Below are 18,880 nucleotides of genomic sequence, written 5' to 3' on the forward strand. Positions count from 1 at the left end.
TGTAGGAGCTGGAGAATCTCCTAATGTGGATATAATACCGCTATACTCTGGAACTTCTGTAACAAGTGAGTCGCCTCCATTCACTCCACCTTTAAACTCTGGCTTAGCGACTGTAGGAGCTGGAGAATCACCTAATGTAGATAGAACACCACTATACTCTGGAACTTCTGTAACAAGTGAGTCGCCTCCATTCACGCCACCTTTAAACTCTGGCTTAGCTACGGTAGGAGCTGGAGAACCACCTAATGTAGATATAACACCACTATACTCTGGAACTTCTGTAACAAGTGAGTCGCTTCCATTCACTCCGCCTGTGAAGTCTGAAATGTGATGAACTTCAGCATCTGCACCATTGACCCCGCCTCTAAACTCTGGCTTATCTACTGTAGGAGCTGCAAAGTCACCAGATGTACCTAAAATACCAGAATCTTCTTTTCCACTATCTTTTTTTGGATCTAATTTCCCAGCTAAATCCTTATCCGAATCCTTCTTAGAGGGTTCCACTTCTTTATCTTCCACATAGACAGGATCTTTTGGTTGACCCTCAATATAAGAACGAACCCAATCCAGCTGCTCTTTTGATAAAACCAAACCACCACTGCGACTTCCTACAACACCATTTTGGTGAACTCCAATTAAAGCACCTTTATCATTATAAAGACCACCACCAGATGCTCCAGGTTTCGTACCTCCATAGCTAATTCCCTCTATTCCAGAACCGAAGTCTGTAGTTCCTACTACTTTGCTATCTAAAACTGGACTTAGCTTGTTATCTGGAAAACCATAGACCGAAACTGAATCCCCCTCTGCAACTTTCGAAGATTGTTTTACAACCTCTACAGGAGTTGATCCTTTTACCTCTTCTTTTAATCGAACCAAAGCTAAGTCATTTTTAAATCCAAATACAGAGTCTTTCTTATTCCAATAAACAATATCATCATCTGAAAAATTCACAGACAACCCATTCGGTAAAGTTGCTTTATACACTGTATTGGTACGACCAGATTTAGTAACTACCTCAGAACCTTTAACTGTTAAGAAATTATGAGCGACTGTTAACACCAAATTGGGTGCAATTAAAGTACCTGACCCCGACCCATCTGGCGTTTGAATATGCGTTGTAGCATAGAAATTTTCTGAACCATTCGGAGCTTGTAACACCTCTTTACTAGGCACAGGTAAGTCCGATTTACCACTTAAATCAACTTTACCAACTTCAGTTCTTGCAAAATCCGAAGAAGAGGTAGATGGAGGAGTTACCGAATCTACTACCGCTCTTATAATTGTATCTCCTAAAGCTAACTTACTGACATAGTCATCAGACCAAGTAGTATCACTTGCTAGTTTGTTAATTGGCACTCCGTTATAGGATACCACTTTAGCTGTTGGGGAAGTTGCTATTAACTGTTTGAAGTCTGGATTTTGTCTTAAATGAAAATTCAAGCCACTTCCAACAGGACCTTCCTGAACAACCTTATCTGAAATCAAAGGAGTTCCTTTAGTATTTTCCACTCGAAGTAAAACGCGACCTTTTTCTTCACCTTTTACTAAAGTAGCTCGACCTTTTTCATCAAAACTATACCAAGCACCGTCAATCTCAGACTCTACATCTTTTAAAGCTATATGATTTTCATCATAGTAGTAACGGTTTGCACCATCTATATACCAACCCTTTATACCATATTTATCAATCATAGAACGAATCCAAGCTCTGTGCTTGTCCGTAAAAATCGTACCACCCCCAATACGCTCACTCTCAGGGGCGCTTGAAGTATTGGTTCCATGCTGGTGGATACCAACTACCTCTCCCTTATCATTAAACAAAGGAGCGCCTGAAAAACCTCCTAAAGCTGAGGAATGATAAGTGACTGCACCACTCTCTTTATTGATACTGCTCACATTTGTGGAGACTGAATAAGCCTTACCATCTTTCAATCGAGCTTTATTTTCTTTACTTAAATTTGGAGTAGAAAAATCATTGGGATATCCGACCATAGTGATGCTATCACCCGTAGAAACCTCTTTATCACTCAACTCTCTTGGAGAGTCCTCACCACCTGTCATAGCTTCGACAGGTTTTTTAGTGATAACCACTGCTAAATCGTTGCTATAGTCTTTCCCAAAGTCTTTGCCGTTATACAAGTGAATAGAGTCTTTTTCAAGAGCTTCTGATACCCCTGAAGTAGGTACTTTATTACTCTTCTCTGTCTCTGAGTTCATCACAACATAACTACGAGCAGACTCCCCACCGCGCAATACTGCAGACTTATCCTCTTGGTTTTTATCATAGTAGTTATGAGCTACTGTTACCATCACATTCGGCGCTACAAAGACACCGCTACCTGATGCGGTTTGTTTTCCACTTGTTCCGCTATCATAAGTGGTATAAGTCACAGCAACACCTTCTGCAGATTTACTATGAACGTCCACATCGTGAATATCACTACCGCCTTGAATGACATCAGCAGAAACAACCCCGCCACCAATAATTGGTAACTCTGGTGCAGCTAAGCCAATCGCTGCGGATAGTGTCAAACAACCAACCAAACCATAAGCTTTGGATTTACGAAATTTTCCTAAACCTTTTAAACACACAAACATACATTACCTCACTTTAACTTTCAAAATTAATTTATCCAAGTATATTCTAAAAAATAAAATATTACAGTTTCCATTAGCATAACATTCTCTACTTTGATTCTTACAATAAAAATAGCTATAGATTATTTTGTTCCTTTACAAATGCTATTTAAGTACTGTATCTACAGGAATATCGTTTTTACAAGATATTATCCTAATGAGAAAACCATCTTATACATAAACGTATATATAAATGTTCATTTGTAGCGAAACTGTATATTTTCTTATAAATTATAACATATTTCACAGACGCTTTCCAATGTATTGAAATAGCTTATACCCAACTAGATAGAAAATGAATTGTTTGACACCACAGCCCAGAAAAAAACTCATACTCAATAAAAATCAAAGAGCAAACTAGGAAGCTAGCCGCAGGCTACTCAAGACACTGCTTTGAGGTTTCAGATAAAGCTGCCGTGGTTTGAAGAGATTTTCGAAGAGTATGAATTTCAAAGTATATATGAACTAGAATCTTTGCTGACTAGACTCTGTACAAAAAGAGAGCTACTGGGCTCTCTCATTCATCACTTCACATATTTAAAAGAAATCTCACTACCACACAGCCAGTTGTAGACTTGGTCATTGACAAAAACATTCATGGCTTCATGGGCATACTCAGGCATGATGCGATAGACCTTGTCGCAAGTCAGGCGGTTGTAAATCGCGAACTGGGTAATAGGGTAGCAAACATCGTCGTCCAAGCCAGTAATCATCTTAACTTCACCTTGGATACGATGGGCAAGATTTTTCACATCGATATAGGCAAGGGTCGCCATGATGTCCTCCTCAGTTTCATGGAAGGGGTCGTGAAACTTGAAATAACGGAAAAGTTCGTCGTAAGCCTCGCTAGTATTACCAATCTCAAGCACTCGTCTGAAGTCTGACAAGAAAGGATAGATGGCAACTGTTTTCTGAATCCGAGGATTGAGCGCTGCCGCAACCAAGGCTAGAGCCCCTCCTTGCGAGGCACCATAGCTAGAAAGTCGCTTCTCATCTACCTGAGGCAGACTAGCAACAATTTCAACCAACTGGTAAATGTCCAGATAAACATCCTTATAAAAGAGGTGATCCCGACCTTCCACAGCACCACGGATAATATGCCCCTTAACTGTATTTCCTAGGGGAGAACGCAAGCCGTCTTGTGAGTAACCCGACTGCCCCCGCACATCCATGGAAACAACACCATAACCAGCAACGGTGAAGGCCAGCATGTCAGCCCAGTCCCAGCCACGTCCCATATAACCATGGAAATGGAAGATTAGTGGAACCTTCTCCTCACTTTTTGGAAGAACGACGCGCGCATAGACCTTACCTTCATTGGTTCCTTCAAAGGTTAATTCATAGCACTTGACTTGAGGAATGTGGAAATTTCTTTCCTCCAACTGGTAGGCTGGAAGAGTTGAAACTTTTTTCACCTCCTCATCCCAGAAAGCATCAAAGTCTTCTGGAACCTCATCCCTGCCTTTATAGGTCTTAATTTCTTCTAGCAAAGCTGGATTTTTCATAATATACTCCTTTTATTTTGTAATCGCTACCACAACTGTAGCATATCTAAGAAAGCAATGCAAGAAAGAAGGGTAATACTCTTCGAAAATCTCTTCAAACCACGTCAACGTCGCATTGGATTATATATGTAACTGACTTGGTCAGTCTTATCTACAACCTCAAAGCAGTGCTTTGAGCAACCTACGGCTAGTTTCCTAGTTCGCTCTTTGATTTTCATTGGGTCACTTCTAAAACTAACTTCCAGTTTTGGGAGAGAGAGGGAAGTTACTTTGAGAAGTTACGCTTTTTTACGAATAAATAGATAGAAGCACTAAATCTAGTCAACCTAGAGGTAAAAATGTGCTATAATGAAAGGAGAGAAAGAATGATTCTCAGACATCCGGGCATTAGCCCGACCAATGATTTAGTGGCTAAGAAGATTTTTAGCAACCCAGAAATCACTTGTCAATTTATTCGCGATATGCTGGACTTACCAGCCAAAAATGTGACCATTTTGGAGGGAAGCAATATTCACGTATTACCCTCCATACCTTATTCAGTGCAGGATTTCTATACCAGTATAGACGTTTTAGCGGAGTTAGACAACGGCACCCAGGTTATTATCGAAATACAAGTGCATCATCAGAATTTTTTCATCAATCGCCTGTGGGCTTACCTATGCAGTCAGGTCAATCAAAATCTAGAAAAAATTCGTCAACAAGAAGGAAACACTCACCAGAGTTACAAACACATCGCACCAGTATACGCAATTGCTATTGTGGATAGTAATTATTTCTCAGATGACCTAGCCTTTCACAGTTTCAGTATGCGTGAGGACACGACAGGTGAGGTTTTAACCATTACCAACAATGGTCAGGAAAACCATTTAGTTAAGATGGCGTTCTTGGAACTAAAAAAATACAGAGAAACCAGCAAAGATAGCATTCGCAAACCGTGGTTGGAGTTTTTTGGGAATAAACCCTTTACTCAGGAACCCGAGCGAGCCATCAGCCAGGCAGACCAACTGCTGGACTACAAGAGCTGGTCCGAGGAGGACAGGAAGATGTTTAGTCAACTACGTATGCGAGAAGAACAAGCCTTGTTAGCGCAGGACTATGCCTTGGAACAAGCTAGGGCAGAAGGGATTGAACAGGGACTGGAGCGTGGAAAAGTTGAAGGAAGTTTGTCTATGCTACTAAATCTAGTCCGTCAAGGTCTTTTGCCTTCTGAAGTTGCCAGTCAACAGTTGGGTATGACTGTCTCTGAGTTTGAAGAACTATTGAAAGAGCATCATAAATAAGAACTAAAAAATATAGAGAAACCAGCAAAGATAATATTCGCAAGCCGTGGTTGGAGTTTTTGTAAATCATTAAATCAATGACAGATTTTTCCGTAATAGATGGAAGAATCTGTTTTTTTAGTTATGCTAGATGTTGGCTCTGAAATATTAAGATATAGTGTATTGAAATAAGATATGAACAAAGAAATTAGGAAAGTCAAATTATAGTTAAATGAAATAAAAACTGAACAAATTGATCGCGGAATTCAAACTAATTTCTAAAAATGTTTTAGAAAACTAGGTGTACTATTCCAGATTCAATCTACTATAATTTCTAGAATTTTTTTAGAATCCGCAGTGTGCTATTTTAGATTCAATAAATTGTGCTTTTAGAAACAAAAAAGAGCATTTCGCTCTTTCTTCCTTCTCTTCAATCTTAATTTTTTACTTCTTTCTTTTGGAAAGTGGTTTGGTAGTTTACTTTAATCGTTACTGTCATATGAGAGTCCTCGTTTCTTTTTGATGACTCTAGTATAAGGGGCAAACCTGAAAGCTAGCTTAAGTTTTCCTTAGAGAAAGCTTAATCTAAATGTTCTTTCTTTTCCAAATGAAGAGCAATCATGCGCCACTCTGGATCCTCTTGCCAGCCTTCAATAGAACTAATGTAACTAGCAACTTTTCTAGCTTCTTCTAAAATCGGAAAATCTTCGATAATATCAGCTACTTGGAACTCTGGAAGACCTGACTGTCTGGTTCCAAAAATTTCACCTGAACCACGCATTTTCAAATCTTCCTCCGCAAGGACAAATCCATTGGTGGTTTCTGTCATGATGCGCATGCGGTCTTTCCCAGAATCCGTCTTGGGATTGGCAACGAGAACCGCATAGGACTGCTTGTCTCCCCGACCCACACGACCTCTAAGCTGGTGAAGCTGGCTGAGACCGAAGCGATCGGCATCCATGATAATCATGACGGTCGCATTGGGAATATTGACCCCTACCTCGATAACCGTCGTTGAAACCAGAATATCCGTTTTTCGCTCTTTGAACTCCTGCATAATCTGGTCTTTTTCGTCACTCTTCATCTTACCATGTAGAAGAGCCACCTCTGCCTTACCAGCAAAATGAGCCGTCAATTCCTCAGATAAAGCAATAGCATTTTTCAAATCCAGAGCTTCTGATTCTTCAATCAAGGGAGAGATGACATAGGCTTGTGAACCTTTTTGAATTTCCCCCTCTAACCAAGTCAAGACCTGAGATAGTTGCTCATGCTTGATCCAGCGTGTCACAATAGGCTTCCGCCCTGCTGGCATCTGGTCAATAATGGAAACATCCATATCGCCAAATGCCGTGATAGCCAGCGTCCGTGGTATGGGAGTCGCCGTCATCATGAGGACATCTGGGTTGTCGCCTTTTTCTCTCAGAACACGCCTTTGCCCTACACCAAAGCGGTGCTGCTCATCGATGATAATCAAGCCAAGACGAGCATAATCTACCCCATCCTGAATCAGAGCGTGGGTTCCGATAATCAAATCAGCCTCACCCTTGGCAATAGTCTCCAAGACTTCTCTCTTTTCTGCAGCTTTCAAGGAACCTGTCAAAAGAGCCAGTTTCAAGTCTGGAAAAAGGTTCTGTAAACTCTCAAAATGTTGCTCTGCGAGGATTTCTGTTGGTACCATTAGGGCAGCCTGATAACCAGCTGTCACCGCCGCAAACATGGCCAAGCCAGCAACCACAGTTTTTCCGCTCCCCACATCACCTTGTAAGAGACGATTCATGTGGTGGTCGGACTTCATGTCTGTCAAAATTTCCTGCAAACTCTTTTCCTGAGCTTGGGTTAGGTCAAATGGCAGATTTTCTTTAACAGCTGTCACTTTTTCCTGAGACCAATTCAGAACCAGACCGCTTCCCTGAACTCTGTTTTTAGACTTGAGCGTCTGCAATTGCATTTGGAAATAAAAGAGTTCCTCAAACTTGATACGGCGAAGGGCCTGCTTGTATTCTGCCAAATCCTTAGGGAAATGCATGGCTCGAACTGCCTGACAACGGGACATAAGTTTGTATTTATCCAGTAAAGACTGGGGCAGATTTTCCTCAATCAAGAGGTCCAGCCCCTGATCAAAGGCTGTCTTGATGACCTTGACCAGACTTGCCTGACTGATTCCTTGAGCCAAACGATAGACAGGCTGGAGGTCATCTTCCACCTGAGCTAGGACCTTCATCCCAGTTAGACTAGCCTTGGCACGATCCCATTTTCCAAAGACAGCAAGAGTTGCTCCCAACTCTATCTTATCAGCCAGATAGGGCTGGTTAAAGAAATTCACCGCAAAAACGACTTCTCCCTGCTTAAGACTAAAGCGCAGGCGATTGCGCTTGAATCCATAATACTGGACACTGGCAGGAGTCACGACTTGACCAGATAGGACTGCCTTCTCCCCGTCCTCTAGTTCCAATACTTGCTTGGTTTTGAAGTCTTCATAACGGAAAGGAAAGTAGAGCAAGAGGTCTTGCAAATTTTCAATTCCTAGTTTGGCGTATTTTTCTGCTGACTTTGGTCCCACACCAGGTAAGACATGCAAGGGTTGATGTAGATTCATGCTCCACTCCTTTCTTTTCTAATAATATTCTCTCGGAATGCGGTCGCTGAGAAGACAAACCACCTCATAGTTAATAGTCCCACGGTAGGTCGCTACCTGAGTAGCTGTGATTTCCTTGCCCCCGTTAGAACCAATCAAAGTTACCTTGGTTCCCAGTGGATAAAGCTTAGGCAGACGAATGGTGATTTGGTCCATAGAAACCCGCCCAACGATTGGGCAAGCTTGGCCATCTACCAAGACGGAGAAATTCTGCATATCACGTGTCCAACCATCCGCATAGCCGATTGGCACGGTCGCGATGACTTGCTCGCTATCCGCTTGATAAGTTGCTCCATAGCCCATGCAAGCTCCAGCTGAAACTGTCTTGACATGGACTAAAGCAGACTCCAAGGTCAAGGCTGGTGTCAGGTCATAAGGCAAATCCAAAACCTCTCCACTTGGATTGAGACCATACATAGCGTCTCCCATACGAACCGCGTTAAAAATAGTCTCTGCATGCCAAAGAGTCGTTGCCGAATTGCTGGCATGAACCAGCTCTGGAAGACCTTTCATACTAGCTAAAATAGTTTTAAACCGTTCTAACTGTTCATTAAAGTAGGTATCTGATTCCTCATCTGCAGTCGCAAAGTGGGTAAAAATCCCTTCAACACGAGCACCATGTTGTTGGAGCAAATCTTGAGCCTGCTCAGCTTCACTAGCCTCTCGAAAACCAATCCGTCCCATTCCTGAATCAATCTTGAGATGGACTGTCAATCCAGTTAGGTCCGCTTCCTTATCTAAGAGTGCTTGAATCCACTCCAGTCCAGCCACAGTCAAGGCGATATCGTATTCTTTAGCAAGAGAAACAGCTTCGATTTCAGAAACTCCTAAAATGAGGATTCGCTTGCTGAGTCCAGCTTGTCTAAGTTCAATGGCTTCATCGATATTGGAAACGCAAAATCCATCTACATCATCTTGAATCGCCTTGGCAACAGCTACTGCCCCATGCCCGTAAGCATTGGCCTTGACCACAGCCCACTTGAGCGTTCCTTGAGGGATATGAGCCCCCATTTGCTGAATATTTTGTCGAATAGCTCCCAGATGAATCAGAGCCTTGGTTGGTCTATGTGGACTAGCTTTCATGATTTTCCTCCAAAATGACACTGGCTGTCACAAACTGATCTGTATGGCTGATAGACAGCCAAATCCTTCCTGAAAATGGTGCATGACTAAAATAAGGCGCCCCGCGTTCATTGTTCAAGACTTCCAAATCCTGAAAACCGAGCTTCCCAATACCCGTTCCCATGGCCTTGGAAAAGGCCTCCTTAGCCGACCAGCGACCTGCCAAATATTCAATCTGCCTGCGTCCTTTGAGACTGGTGAAGCGCTCCATTTCCTTAGCGGTCAGCACGCGCTTAGCAAATCCTTCATGTCGTGTAACTGCGCTTTCTATCGAAGCTAATTCTTCGATGTCAATTCCGTGTCCAACTATCATTCTCATCAAAAGGAGTTGAGATTCCCCAACTCCATCCTTTTCAATTATTTTGTTAAGGTAGCATAGATTTCTTCTACCAAGGCCTCTGTATTTTCCCAACCCAAGCAAGGATCGGTAATAGAGCAACCAAAGACCTCTGGTTGATTTTGACGACCATCTGCTAGGTAAGATTCAATCATAAAGCCTCGAACTGTCTTTTTAATCTTCTCATTCCAATCACGATTTTGCAAGGTCTGGCGAACAATTCGAATCTGCTCCATATATTGCTTGCCTGAGTTATCATGGTTAGTATCAATGAGAATAAAGGGATTTTCAAGTCCCATGGCTTCATAGCGTTCAATGGCATTTAGCAAGGTTTCATAGTAAAAGTTAGGCTCATTTTTCCCATATTCATTAACTGCGCCACGAAGGATGACGTGAGCCAAGGGATTTCCTGAAGTCTCAACTTCTTGACCATGGAAGAGGAAGGTCTGTTTGTTCTGAGCGGCATAGATACCGTTAAACATGACCCCAAGGTTTCCTGAGGTTGGATTTTTCATCCCTACTGGTGCATCAATCCCTGAGGCCACAAAGCGGTGCTCTTGGTCTTCCACAGAACGAGCTCCTACAGCATGGTAGCTGACCAAGTCATCCACCAAGACCAGATTTGACGGATAAAGCATCTCATCTGCCGTCGTCAAACCAGTCTCTGTAATCACACGGTAGTGCAACTGGCGCACAGCCTGCAAGCCGTTAATCAAACTAGGCGCCTTAGAGGTATCTGGTTGGTGAACCAGACCTTTATAGCCGTCTCCGTTAGTGCGAGGTTTAGCTGTATAAACACGCATAACCATGAAAATTTTGTCCGCCACCTTCTTCTGCAAGGCGGATAAACGGCAGGCATATTCCAAGACAGCCTCTTCATTATCAGAAGAGCAAGGACCAATCACCAAAAGGATACGGTCATCTTCCCCTGAAATAATGTCTGCCAATTCTCTATCACGACGCTCCTTTAGTCGCAAGGCTTCCGCAGACAATTGAGTTTCTGCCTTGATTGCTTCAATATCGATTTCTTGACCTTTTTCAATAAATGCCATACTATTCTCCTAGCGTTTGGTAGATTTCTCTGACAAGGGCTTCCGTATTTTCCCAGCCTAGGCAAGGGTCTGTGATCGACTTGCCAAATACTTCTGGTTCGTTCTGACGACCGTCTTCTAGATAAGACTCAATCATAAAGCCACGAACATACTGCTTGATTTTTTCATTCCAATCACGGTTAATCAAGGTCTGGCGGACAATTCGAATCTGATCCATGTATTGCTTACCAGAGTTGTCATGATTGGTATCCACAATGATAAAAGGATTTTCCAAGCCCATTTTCTCATACTGGGCAATAGTATCCATCAAATTATCATAGTAGTAATTAGGAATATTCTTACCATACTCATTGATCGCTCCACGAAGAATGGCGTGCGAAAGCGGGTTACCAGTTGTTTCCACTTCTTTTCCTAGAAAAAGGAAACTTTGTTTGTTTTGAGCAGCATAAATCCCATTAAACATAACATTTAGATTTCCAGATGTTGGATTTTTAAACCCAGTCGCAAAATCTGCCCCACTTGCTACAAAGCGGTGTTGCTGGTCTTCAACTGAACGGGCACCAACCGCCATGTAGGAAATCAAATCATCCACAAGCGGAAGGTTTTCAGGATAAAGCATTTCATCAGCTGTTGTCATACCGGTTTCTGTGATAACACGATAATGAAGATGTCGAACGGCTTTGATTCCGTTGATGAGGCTAGGGGCTTCTGTCGCATTAGGCTGGTGAATCAAGCCCTTATAGCCATCTCCGTTGGTACGGGGTTTAGCAGTATAAACACGCATAACCATAAAGATACGGTCTGCCACTTCTTCTTGCAAAGCTGCCAAACGCTTAGCGTACTCAAGAACAGCTTCTTCATTGTCAGATGAGCATGGCCCGATTACCAAGAGAATCCGTTGGTCTTCTCCACGTATAATGGCTTCTAGCTCTTTATCGCGCTGTGATTTTCTCTCCAAAGCTTGACCTTCTAATTTTGATAAGGCACGAACTTCTTCAATATTAATTTTAGGACTTTTTGCTGTAAATACCATAACTCATCTCCTTATAAATCAAACGGATACCAAGTAAAAATTTACTTTTCACAAGGTATCCGCCTCTAAACTATCTCATTTTATTGTCTTTTACCGTGACAGTTTTTAAACTTCTTACCAGAACCACATGGGCAAAGTTCATTCCGTCCAATCTGGCTCAAATCCAAATCTTCTGGTATATTTGCTTGGTGGGCAGCGATATTGCGGGTCGCTGTTGTACTGATATGGTGTTCTGCTTGTGGTCTTTCTTGTTCATGAATTTGTGCTTTCATCATCAAGCGTGTCACATCAAACTCAATCGAACCAATCATGTCATTAAACATACGGAAACCTTCTGCCTGATACTCAACAACAGGGTTGTTCTGAGCATAGCCACGAAGTCCAACTGCGTTACGCAATTGATCAAGGGCGTCGATATGATCTGTCCACTTGTTATCTACAACTCGTAGAATCAAGACTTTTTGGAATTCTTTGACTGCTTCTTCATCGCGTAGTTTTGAAACTTGACTATCGTAAACCTTCAAGGCACGTTGGAAGAGTTCTTCCTTAATAGCCTTATCAGACAAGCCTGACAAGTCTTCAACAGAAATAGAATCTTCAGGAAGCAAGTTATACTTAGCAAAGTTCAAAATTGCCTCTAGTTTTTCATCTTGTTTTGAACGCGCATGACCATCAACGACACGACCAATCGTGCGTTTGATCATAGAGTGAATTTCAGGTGCCAAGTCACGATCTGCAGTGATAACGTCGTAACGTTGAGCGTAGATAATCTCACGTTGTTCACGCATGACATCATCGTATTGAAGGACTTGTTTACGAGTATCGTAGTTATTTCCTTCGACACGTTTTTGCGCTGCTTCGACCTGACGTGTCAACATACGAGACTCAATGGCCTCTTCAGACATATTCAAGCGTTCAAAGATTCCCTTCAAGCGTTCAGAACCAAAACGTTTCATCAAATCATCTTCAAGAGATAGGTAGAATTGTGACTCACCTGGGTCTCCTTGACGACCTGAACGTCCACGAAGCTGGTTATCGATACGACGGCTTTCATGACGTTCTGTACCAATAACACAAAGTCCTCCAAGTTCACGAACCCCTTCACCAAGCTTGATGTCGGTACCACGACCGGCCATATTGGTTGCGATAGTAACAGCACCACGTTGACCAGCATTCATGATGATTTGGGCTTCTTTATAGTGGTTTTTGGCATTCAAGACTTCGTGAGGAACGCCAGCTGCGACTAGTTTCTTAGAAATGTAGTCACTGGTTTCAACCGCTACTGTACCAACCAAGACAGGCTGACCTTTTTGGTAACGAGCCTTAACGTCTTCGACAACCGCCTTAAACTTAGCTTCAATACTTGCATAAAGAAGGTCTGAGTGGTCAATACGTTGAACAGGACGGTTTGTTGGGATTGGAATAACACGAATGTTGTAGATTTCACGGAATTCTTCTTCCTCAGTCTTACCTGTACCCGTCATACCAGACAATTTCTTGTACATACGGAAAAGGTTTTGGTAAGTGATTGAGGCAGATGTCTTGGTTTCATCCTGAATTGGTACACCTTCTTTGGCTTCAATGGCTTGGTGCAATCCATCAGAATAACGACGACCTTCCATGGTACGACCTGTAAATTGGTCGACAATCAAGATTTCTTGCTCTTCGCTTACCACATAGTCAATATCAAGAAGCATGATGTAGTTGGCACGAAGGGCGTTATCGATAAAGTGAGTCAAAGCTACATTTTCGATATCATAGAGGTTTTCAAGCTTGAAGTAGCTTTCAGCCTTGTCAATACCTGAATCAGACAAACCAATAGTCTTAGACTGCACATCAATGATGTAGTCGTCTTTGTCCAAAGATTTTACATAGTGGTCTGCCATGTGGTAGAGCTGACTGGTTTCAACCGCGTTAGCACCTGATACGATCAATGGTGTACGGGCTTCGTCAATCAAGATAGAGTCAACCTCATCGACCAAGGCATAGTTGAGCGGACGTTGCACCATGTTTTCAGCACGAACAACCATGTTGTCACGAAGGTAGTCAAATCCGATTTCTGAGTTGGTTGAGTAAGTAATATCACACTCATAGGCTTCTTTTTTCTCCATTGGAGATTTGGCAGCCAAGTTAATCCCTACTGACAAACCAAGCCATGAGTACAATTCACCCATTTCAGTCGCGTCACGTTCTGATAGGTATTCATTGACCGTAACTACGTGGACCCCTTTACCTGAAAGGGCATTGAGGTATACGGGCATGGTCGCAGTCAAGGTTTTCCCTTCCCCTGTACGCATTTCTGGCACGTCACCATGGTGAAGAACGATTCCCCCCATGACCTGAACCTTATATGGGAAGAGACCTAGGACACGTTTGGCACCTTCACGGACAACTGCAAATGCTTCATAAAGCAATGAATCCAGTGATTCTCCATTTTGATAACGTTCTTTAAATTCAACTGTTTTTGCTTTTAGTTGGTCATCAGTCAAAGCAGCCATTTGGTCTTCGTATTTGAAAACCTTGTCAGCCATCTTTTCCAGACGACGGATTTCTCCTTTATCATTTTCGATAATTGTTTTTAAAATATTAGCCATGTTTTTCCTTACTTTAAATTCCGAATATTTTAGAATGTTCTTTTAATTTTAGCACAATTACTAATTATTTTCAAGGAAGAATCCCCATTTTGAAAAGGAAAAAGAGGCTAGTTTCCAAGCTAACCTCTCTGATTTTTATGATACTTTAATTGCCAAAAATCGGCAAAATCGCAAATAGGATAAATAGGTTAATCCAAAGAGAAAAACAGCAGATCAATCCAAAAACAAAGAGACTGACTTTCTTGGACAGCAAGGCCATCAAAATAGACAGAATACCAAAAACTAGCAAGACTTTCTGTATGCTGAAGAGGTCAATCTTTCCCCCCAGAATCGGACTGCCCCAAGGAAGAAAGAAGAAAGCAATCCAGATCAACAGAACTAAACCAATATAGACCTTAGAATAGCGTGTAATAAATGATTTTAGATGTGCCATAAGCCACCTCCTAAGCTTGTATATCTTTTGAATACTGTATATGTCCATTTTCGACAACTAATACATCTGTACAAAGGTCTGAAATATCTTCCGATATATGCGACGTCAGGATAACCAAACCATTTTCTTTTTTCAGATAAGATAAAATGACCTGTTTGGTTAACCTCACACTCTTCTCATCCAAAGCATTCATAGGTTCATCAAGAAAGAGTATAGATGGTTCGGCAATAAAGGCTTGAATCAAAGCCATTTTTTGCTTTGTTCCTAAGGATAAATGACGGTATTCAACGTCTTCAAATTCCTGTAAATCATAGTATTGAATCCAATAGGCAATTCTTTTTTCCGTAACTTTAGATGAAAAATACCTTAACAGTTCCAAATTTTCTCTCAGTGATAAATGAGATAAAAACTCTACCTTTTCAATTAAAATCCCTGCATCCTGAATATAATGATTTTTCACCCCGTAAACTTTGCCATCTTGAAGAACTTTTCCTTTGTCAAGTTTAATATAACCAGCAAGTACCTTTAAAAGAACTGTCTTGCCAGATCCATTATCACCTTTAAGTCCATAAATTTTTCCTGATTGAAAGACCAAATTTAACTGATTTAAAATAGGTCTTTTCCCATAAATTTTCTGTCCATTTATAATTTCAAGTCTCATCGTTTATCCTTTCTTAAATTTCTCTTCTAACCGACTAACAATCAAGATAACTAATAAACTTAAGAGTCCTAAATATACTATTACAATATGATCTATCATCCATTCTTGTCCCACAAATGCTAAAAAATAGAGAAAAAACGAGAAGCCAGCACCCGCACTAATAAGTGCTATCAGATAAGACAGTAGTAAGTACAAAATCATTAACTGAGCAAGTAAAAAGAAAGGTGCGACTGTTTTGAAATGAATTCCTAGAGGAAGTAAACCAAGAAACCAGACAAATAAATCTTGAGTAAAAAATTTAGAAATGACAACCAATCGTTTCCTTGTATAATCGAAAAAGGAGCTTGATTGATAGCGAATCAAGTGATGATAATGGTCTGCCAAATCACTTTCAAGTAAAATGACAGAGAGCCATCCTACCATGAAAATAGAAAGGTTTAACAAGAGTTTGGGGATTTCTAAATTTACTTCAGAATAGTCATTATAGGAAAAGATTGAAATCAATTCTCTCTTGAAAAAGAGAAAAACATCCTGCTTTTGAACCGCTGTTGACAATAGATAGTTGGTCAAAATCATCATCAGAACTATACGAAGTAGTAAAACAATCTTTCTCTTTAGCAAAATATTGTTAAAATTCTTAAACATTATCTTCATATTTTTTAAGCACCATATAAGGGACAATATAAAGGATATAAGGAGTAAAGAGTTTCATCAAACTTACATCCCCATAGCTAGCTTGCATCAAACTCGTCATAGGAACCATATAGTATGGCAAGATACTATAGAGCAGCATAGAACCAAGCCAAAGAAACATCAAATAGGCAATTGCCGAACGAGTCACATTCCCTAAATAATCAACTATTTTAAAAAAATAGACCGTATTGATGAAGATACCAATTAGAAGGACACACATAAAAAACAAATAACTTTTTATTTCTCCATCTAGAAGCCTTTGTAAACTACTTCCATCAGAAAATAGAGAATTCCATTCCAGAGGCGAAAAAGTCCCAAAGAAATAGGTTATGATTGCAATTATCAGCACAGTCACTAAATATATCACACAAGGGATACTTGCAACTTGAAAAATCAACTTTCTTTTTAACCCTTGATAACTCACTTCTCTTCCAATACTCAATCGTAAAACTTTATTTTTCAGCTGAATGTATTGAAAACCTAGCAAAGAAATGATAATTGGAATAATAAATGATTGATAAAAACCTAAGTTGAACTGGAGAATACGAAAATCTAAAGCTGATTTTAATAAGTCATTTTTAATTGCTTGTCCATCGAATTTGGCTAAGTCAGGCGCATGAATATCAAAAAAGAAATAAGTCATCAAAAAATCACGATAAACCAAAGCAAGAAAAATCAAAGTAAGCAAGACATAAACAAATTTATGCCTTGCCAAAGTTAAGAGAGGAATCTTCATAAGTCACCTCCTAAAAATAAAAACCGATATAAATCAATGCCTTTCGCCCGTAGACTTTCCTAACTCCTTTCTTTGTCTAAGCATGTTTTTGAAAAAGATATAGTCTAACCAGTCGCTGCCTAGAGATAAGACTATCAAAAGCAACCAAACACCCCAAGCACTAGCATCTGATTCATGATTTAGAACATGAGGGAAAAATAAGAATGAAAAAATTGTCATATCCAAGCTAAACAGAGCTAAAAGGGAAATATAAATCCAGTAAAAATAGTAGAAGATGGGGAAAATTTTACTGTTTCTGTCAGCATTGTCTATCCAATAGAAAAAATATAAACAAGGAAATAAGAGTATCAAATTAAACCAATTAAACGACAGTTTCATCATCGACACCTCCTCTTTAAAATTGTTTTCTTTAGTTTCGTTCTATTAAATGTTATTACCAATATAAATCAATGCCTTCCACATTTAGACTTCCCTAATTCTCGTCTCAAGCGAAGCATTTTTTTGAAACAGAAATAAGTTAACCTATTCAGACCAATAGCTAGCAGAATAAAAAGAAACCAAATGCCCCATAACTTGATATCTGTCAAATTTCTCAAGACGATATTGAAAAACAGAACTGAAATAACTGTCCAAGCAAGGCTAAAAAGAGCATAGAGGGGGATGTAAAACCAGTAAAAATAGTAAAAAATTGGGAAAAATTTACTATCTCTATTAGCATTTTCAATCCAGCTGAAAAAGTAAAACCAGGGTAATAAGATTAACAATTTAAACAAATGTTTCATCACCAGCCCCCTCTTTTTGATAGCGTTTTCTCTACCTTCATTCTATCAAAAAAATCTGGAAATGTCATTCCAGATTCTACTTTTTTATTTACGTTTTCTTGCGATGAGATGAATTGGTGTTCCCTCAAAAACAAAGGCCTTGCGGATTTGATTTTCCAAGAAGCGCAGGTAAGAAAAGTGCATAAGCTCTTCTTCGTTGACAAAGATAACAAAGGTTGGTGGTTTGGTTGCCACTTGGGTCGCGTAGAAAATCTTGAGGCGTTTTCCTTTGTCTGTCGGTGTTGGATTGATGGCAATGGCATCCATAATAACATCGTTCAAGACAGCTGATGGAATACGTGTATTTTGACTTTCACTGATTTGCTTAATCATCTCAGGAAGTTTGTGGAGACGTTGCTTGGTCAAAGCTGATACAAAGATAATCGGTGCGTAAGGCAGGTATTGGAACTGCTCACGGATATCTTCTTCCCAGTTTTTCATAGTGTGGTTGTCTTTTTCAAGTGTATCCCACTTGTTGACCACGATAATCATCCCTTTACCAGCTTCATGGGCAAATCCTGCGATACGCTTGTCGTATTCACGGATGCCTTCTTCCGCATTGATGACCATCAAGACCACATCTGAACGGTCAATAGCTCGCATAGCGCGCATGACAGAGTATTTCTCGGTATTTTCATAAACCTTACCAGACTTACGCATACCAGCCGTATCAATCATGGTAAACTCTTGACCATCTGTATCTGTAAAGTGGGTATCAATGGCGTCACGAGTTGTTCCAGCAACTGGACTGGCAATGACACGGTCTTCTCCCAAAATAGCGTTAATCAAGCTTGATTTTCCGACGTTAGGACGACCAATCAAGCTAAACTTAATCACATCTGGATTTTCTTCTTCATATTCATTTGGAAGATTTTCTACAATAGCGTCTAGTACATCCCCTGTACCGATACCATGGACAGATGAGATGGGCAATGGTTCACCCAAACCGAGGGCATAGAAATCATAGATATCATTTCGCATCTCAGGGTTGTCCACCTTGTTAACTGCGAGGATAACTGGTTTGTGGGTCTTATAAAGCTTACGGGCTACGTATTCATCCGCATCGGTAATTCCTTCCTTACCAGACACGACAAAGACGATAACATCGGCTTCTTCCATGGCAATTTCTGCCTGGTGCTTGATTTGTTCCATGAAAGGAGCATCGACATCATCGATTCCTCCTGTATCAATCATGCTAAACGAACGATTGAGCCACTCACCCGTTGCATAGATACGGTCACGTGTCACTCCTTCGACATCTTCTACAATGGAGATTCGCTCACCAGCGATCCGATTAAATAGGGTTGATTTCCCAACATTGGGACGTCCTACAATGGCAATAGTTGGTAGGGCCATAAT

The 18,880-nt window shown here is 40.7% G+C and carries 16 protein-coding genes; 1 reads left to right on the forward strand and 15 read right to left on the reverse strand.

The genetic code is table 11. The features are described from left to right. Positions 1-2,601: SIALI-17 repeat-containing surface protein (locus tag O3650_RS05050; protein WP_371491732.1), on the reverse strand; the 2,601-nt coding region annotated here is incomplete at its 3' end. A gap of 563 nt (positions 2,602-3,164) precedes the next feature. Next, positions 3,165-4,145, reverse strand: coding sequence for an acetylxylan esterase (locus O3650_RS05055; protein WP_371491734.1), 981 nt, complete (start codon positions 4,143-4,145; stop codon positions 3,165-3,167). Between the two features lie 365 nt (positions 4,146-4,510). Between O3650_RS05055 and O3650_RS05060 the strand changes: the two genes are divergently transcribed. Next, positions 4,511-5,425 carry an Rpn family recombination-promoting nuclease/putative transposase gene (locus O3650_RS05060; protein WP_049551070.1) on the forward strand — a complete coding sequence of 305 codons (915 nt, stop codon included), beginning with the start codon at positions 4,511-4,513 and terminating at the stop codon, positions 5,423-5,425. Positions 5,426-5,984: 559 nt separating this feature from the next. Here O3650_RS05060 and recG read toward each other — a convergent pair. The 13 genes from recG to der all read right to left on the reverse strand — a co-directional run bounded on the left by recG (position 5,985) and on the right by der (position 18,877). Beyond that, entirely contained in the window at positions 5,985-8,000 is a 2,016-nt protein-coding gene (gene recG, locus O3650_RS05065) for an ATP-dependent DNA helicase RecG (RefSeq protein ID WP_060805738.1), read from the reverse strand. Positions 8,001-8,018: 18 nt separating this feature from the next. Then, entirely contained in the window at positions 8,019-9,122 is a 1,104-nt protein-coding gene (gene alr, locus O3650_RS05070) for an alanine racemase (protein WP_261083308.1), read from the reverse strand. Beyond that, positions 9,112-9,474 carry a holo-ACP synthase gene (acpS, locus tag O3650_RS05075; RefSeq protein ID WP_371491779.1) on the reverse strand — a complete coding sequence of 121 codons (363 nt, stop codon included), beginning with the start codon at positions 9,472-9,474 and terminating at the stop codon, positions 9,112-9,114. Before acpS ends, alr begins: the two co-directional genes overlap by 11 nt. 44 nt (positions 9,475-9,518) lie before the next feature. Beyond that, positions 9,519-10,550: a 3-deoxy-7-phosphoheptulonate synthase gene (locus tag O3650_RS05080; RefSeq protein WP_261083310.1), complete on the reverse strand. Its 1,032-nt coding sequence runs from the start codon at positions 10,548-10,550 to the stop codon at positions 9,519-9,521. Position 10,551: 1 nt separating this feature from the next. Then, positions 10,552-11,583: a 3-deoxy-7-phosphoheptulonate synthase gene (locus O3650_RS05085; RefSeq protein WP_143952417.1), complete on the reverse strand. Its 1,032-nt coding sequence runs from the start codon at positions 11,581-11,583 to the stop codon at positions 10,552-10,554. Between the two features lie 80 nt (positions 11,584-11,663). Next, positions 11,664-14,177, reverse strand: a complete 2,514-nt coding sequence (gene secA / locus O3650_RS05090) for a preprotein translocase subunit SecA (RefSeq protein WP_261083313.1) — start codon at positions 14,175-14,177, stop codon at positions 11,664-11,666. A gap of 145 nt (positions 14,178-14,322) precedes the next feature. Continuing rightward, entirely contained in the window at positions 14,323-14,610 is a 288-nt protein-coding gene (locus O3650_RS05095) for a hypothetical protein (protein ID WP_050251535.1), read from the reverse strand. Positions 14,611-14,620: 10 nt separating this feature from the next. Beyond that, the gene (locus tag O3650_RS05100; protein WP_261083315.1) at positions 14,621-15,271 is read right to left on the reverse strand and encodes an ATP-binding cassette domain-containing protein; all 651 of its coding nucleotides are present in this window, start codon (positions 15,269-15,271) and stop codon (positions 14,621-14,623) included. 3 nt (positions 15,272-15,274) lie between these two features. Beyond that, positions 15,275-15,916 carry a hypothetical protein gene (locus O3650_RS05105; RefSeq protein WP_261083316.1) on the reverse strand — a complete coding sequence of 214 codons (642 nt, stop codon included), beginning with the start codon at positions 15,914-15,916 and terminating at the stop codon, positions 15,275-15,277. Beyond that, positions 15,909-16,700 (reverse strand): hypothetical protein, encoded by a 792-nt coding sequence (locus O3650_RS05110; RefSeq protein ID WP_261083318.1) that lies wholly within the window; start codon positions 16,698-16,700, stop codon positions 15,909-15,911. Before O3650_RS05110 ends, O3650_RS05105 begins: the two co-directional genes overlap by 8 nt. Positions 16,701-16,733: 33 nt before the next feature. Then, a complete protein-coding gene (locus O3650_RS05115; protein ID WP_238393801.1) occupies positions 16,734-17,081 on the reverse strand; it encodes a hypothetical protein in 348 nt (115 codons plus the stop codon). A 65-nt stretch (positions 17,082-17,146) separates the two neighbouring features. Next, positions 17,147-17,482: a hypothetical protein gene (locus tag O3650_RS05120; protein ID WP_238393800.1), complete on the reverse strand. Its 336-nt coding sequence runs from the start codon at positions 17,480-17,482 to the stop codon at positions 17,147-17,149. Between the two features lie 84 nt (positions 17,483-17,566). Beyond that, positions 17,567-18,877 carry a ribosome biogenesis GTPase Der gene (der, locus tag O3650_RS05125; RefSeq protein ID WP_001207696.1) on the reverse strand — a complete coding sequence of 437 codons (1,311 nt, stop codon included), beginning with the start codon at positions 18,875-18,877 and terminating at the stop codon, positions 17,567-17,569. Positions 18,878-18,880 lie beyond the last annotated feature (3 nt).

It is taken from the genome of Streptococcus sp. 20925_1_24, from assembly GCF_041432335.1.
GTDB classification, from domain to species: Bacteria; Bacillota; Bacilli; order Lactobacillales; family Streptococcaceae; genus Streptococcus; species Streptococcus mitis_BM.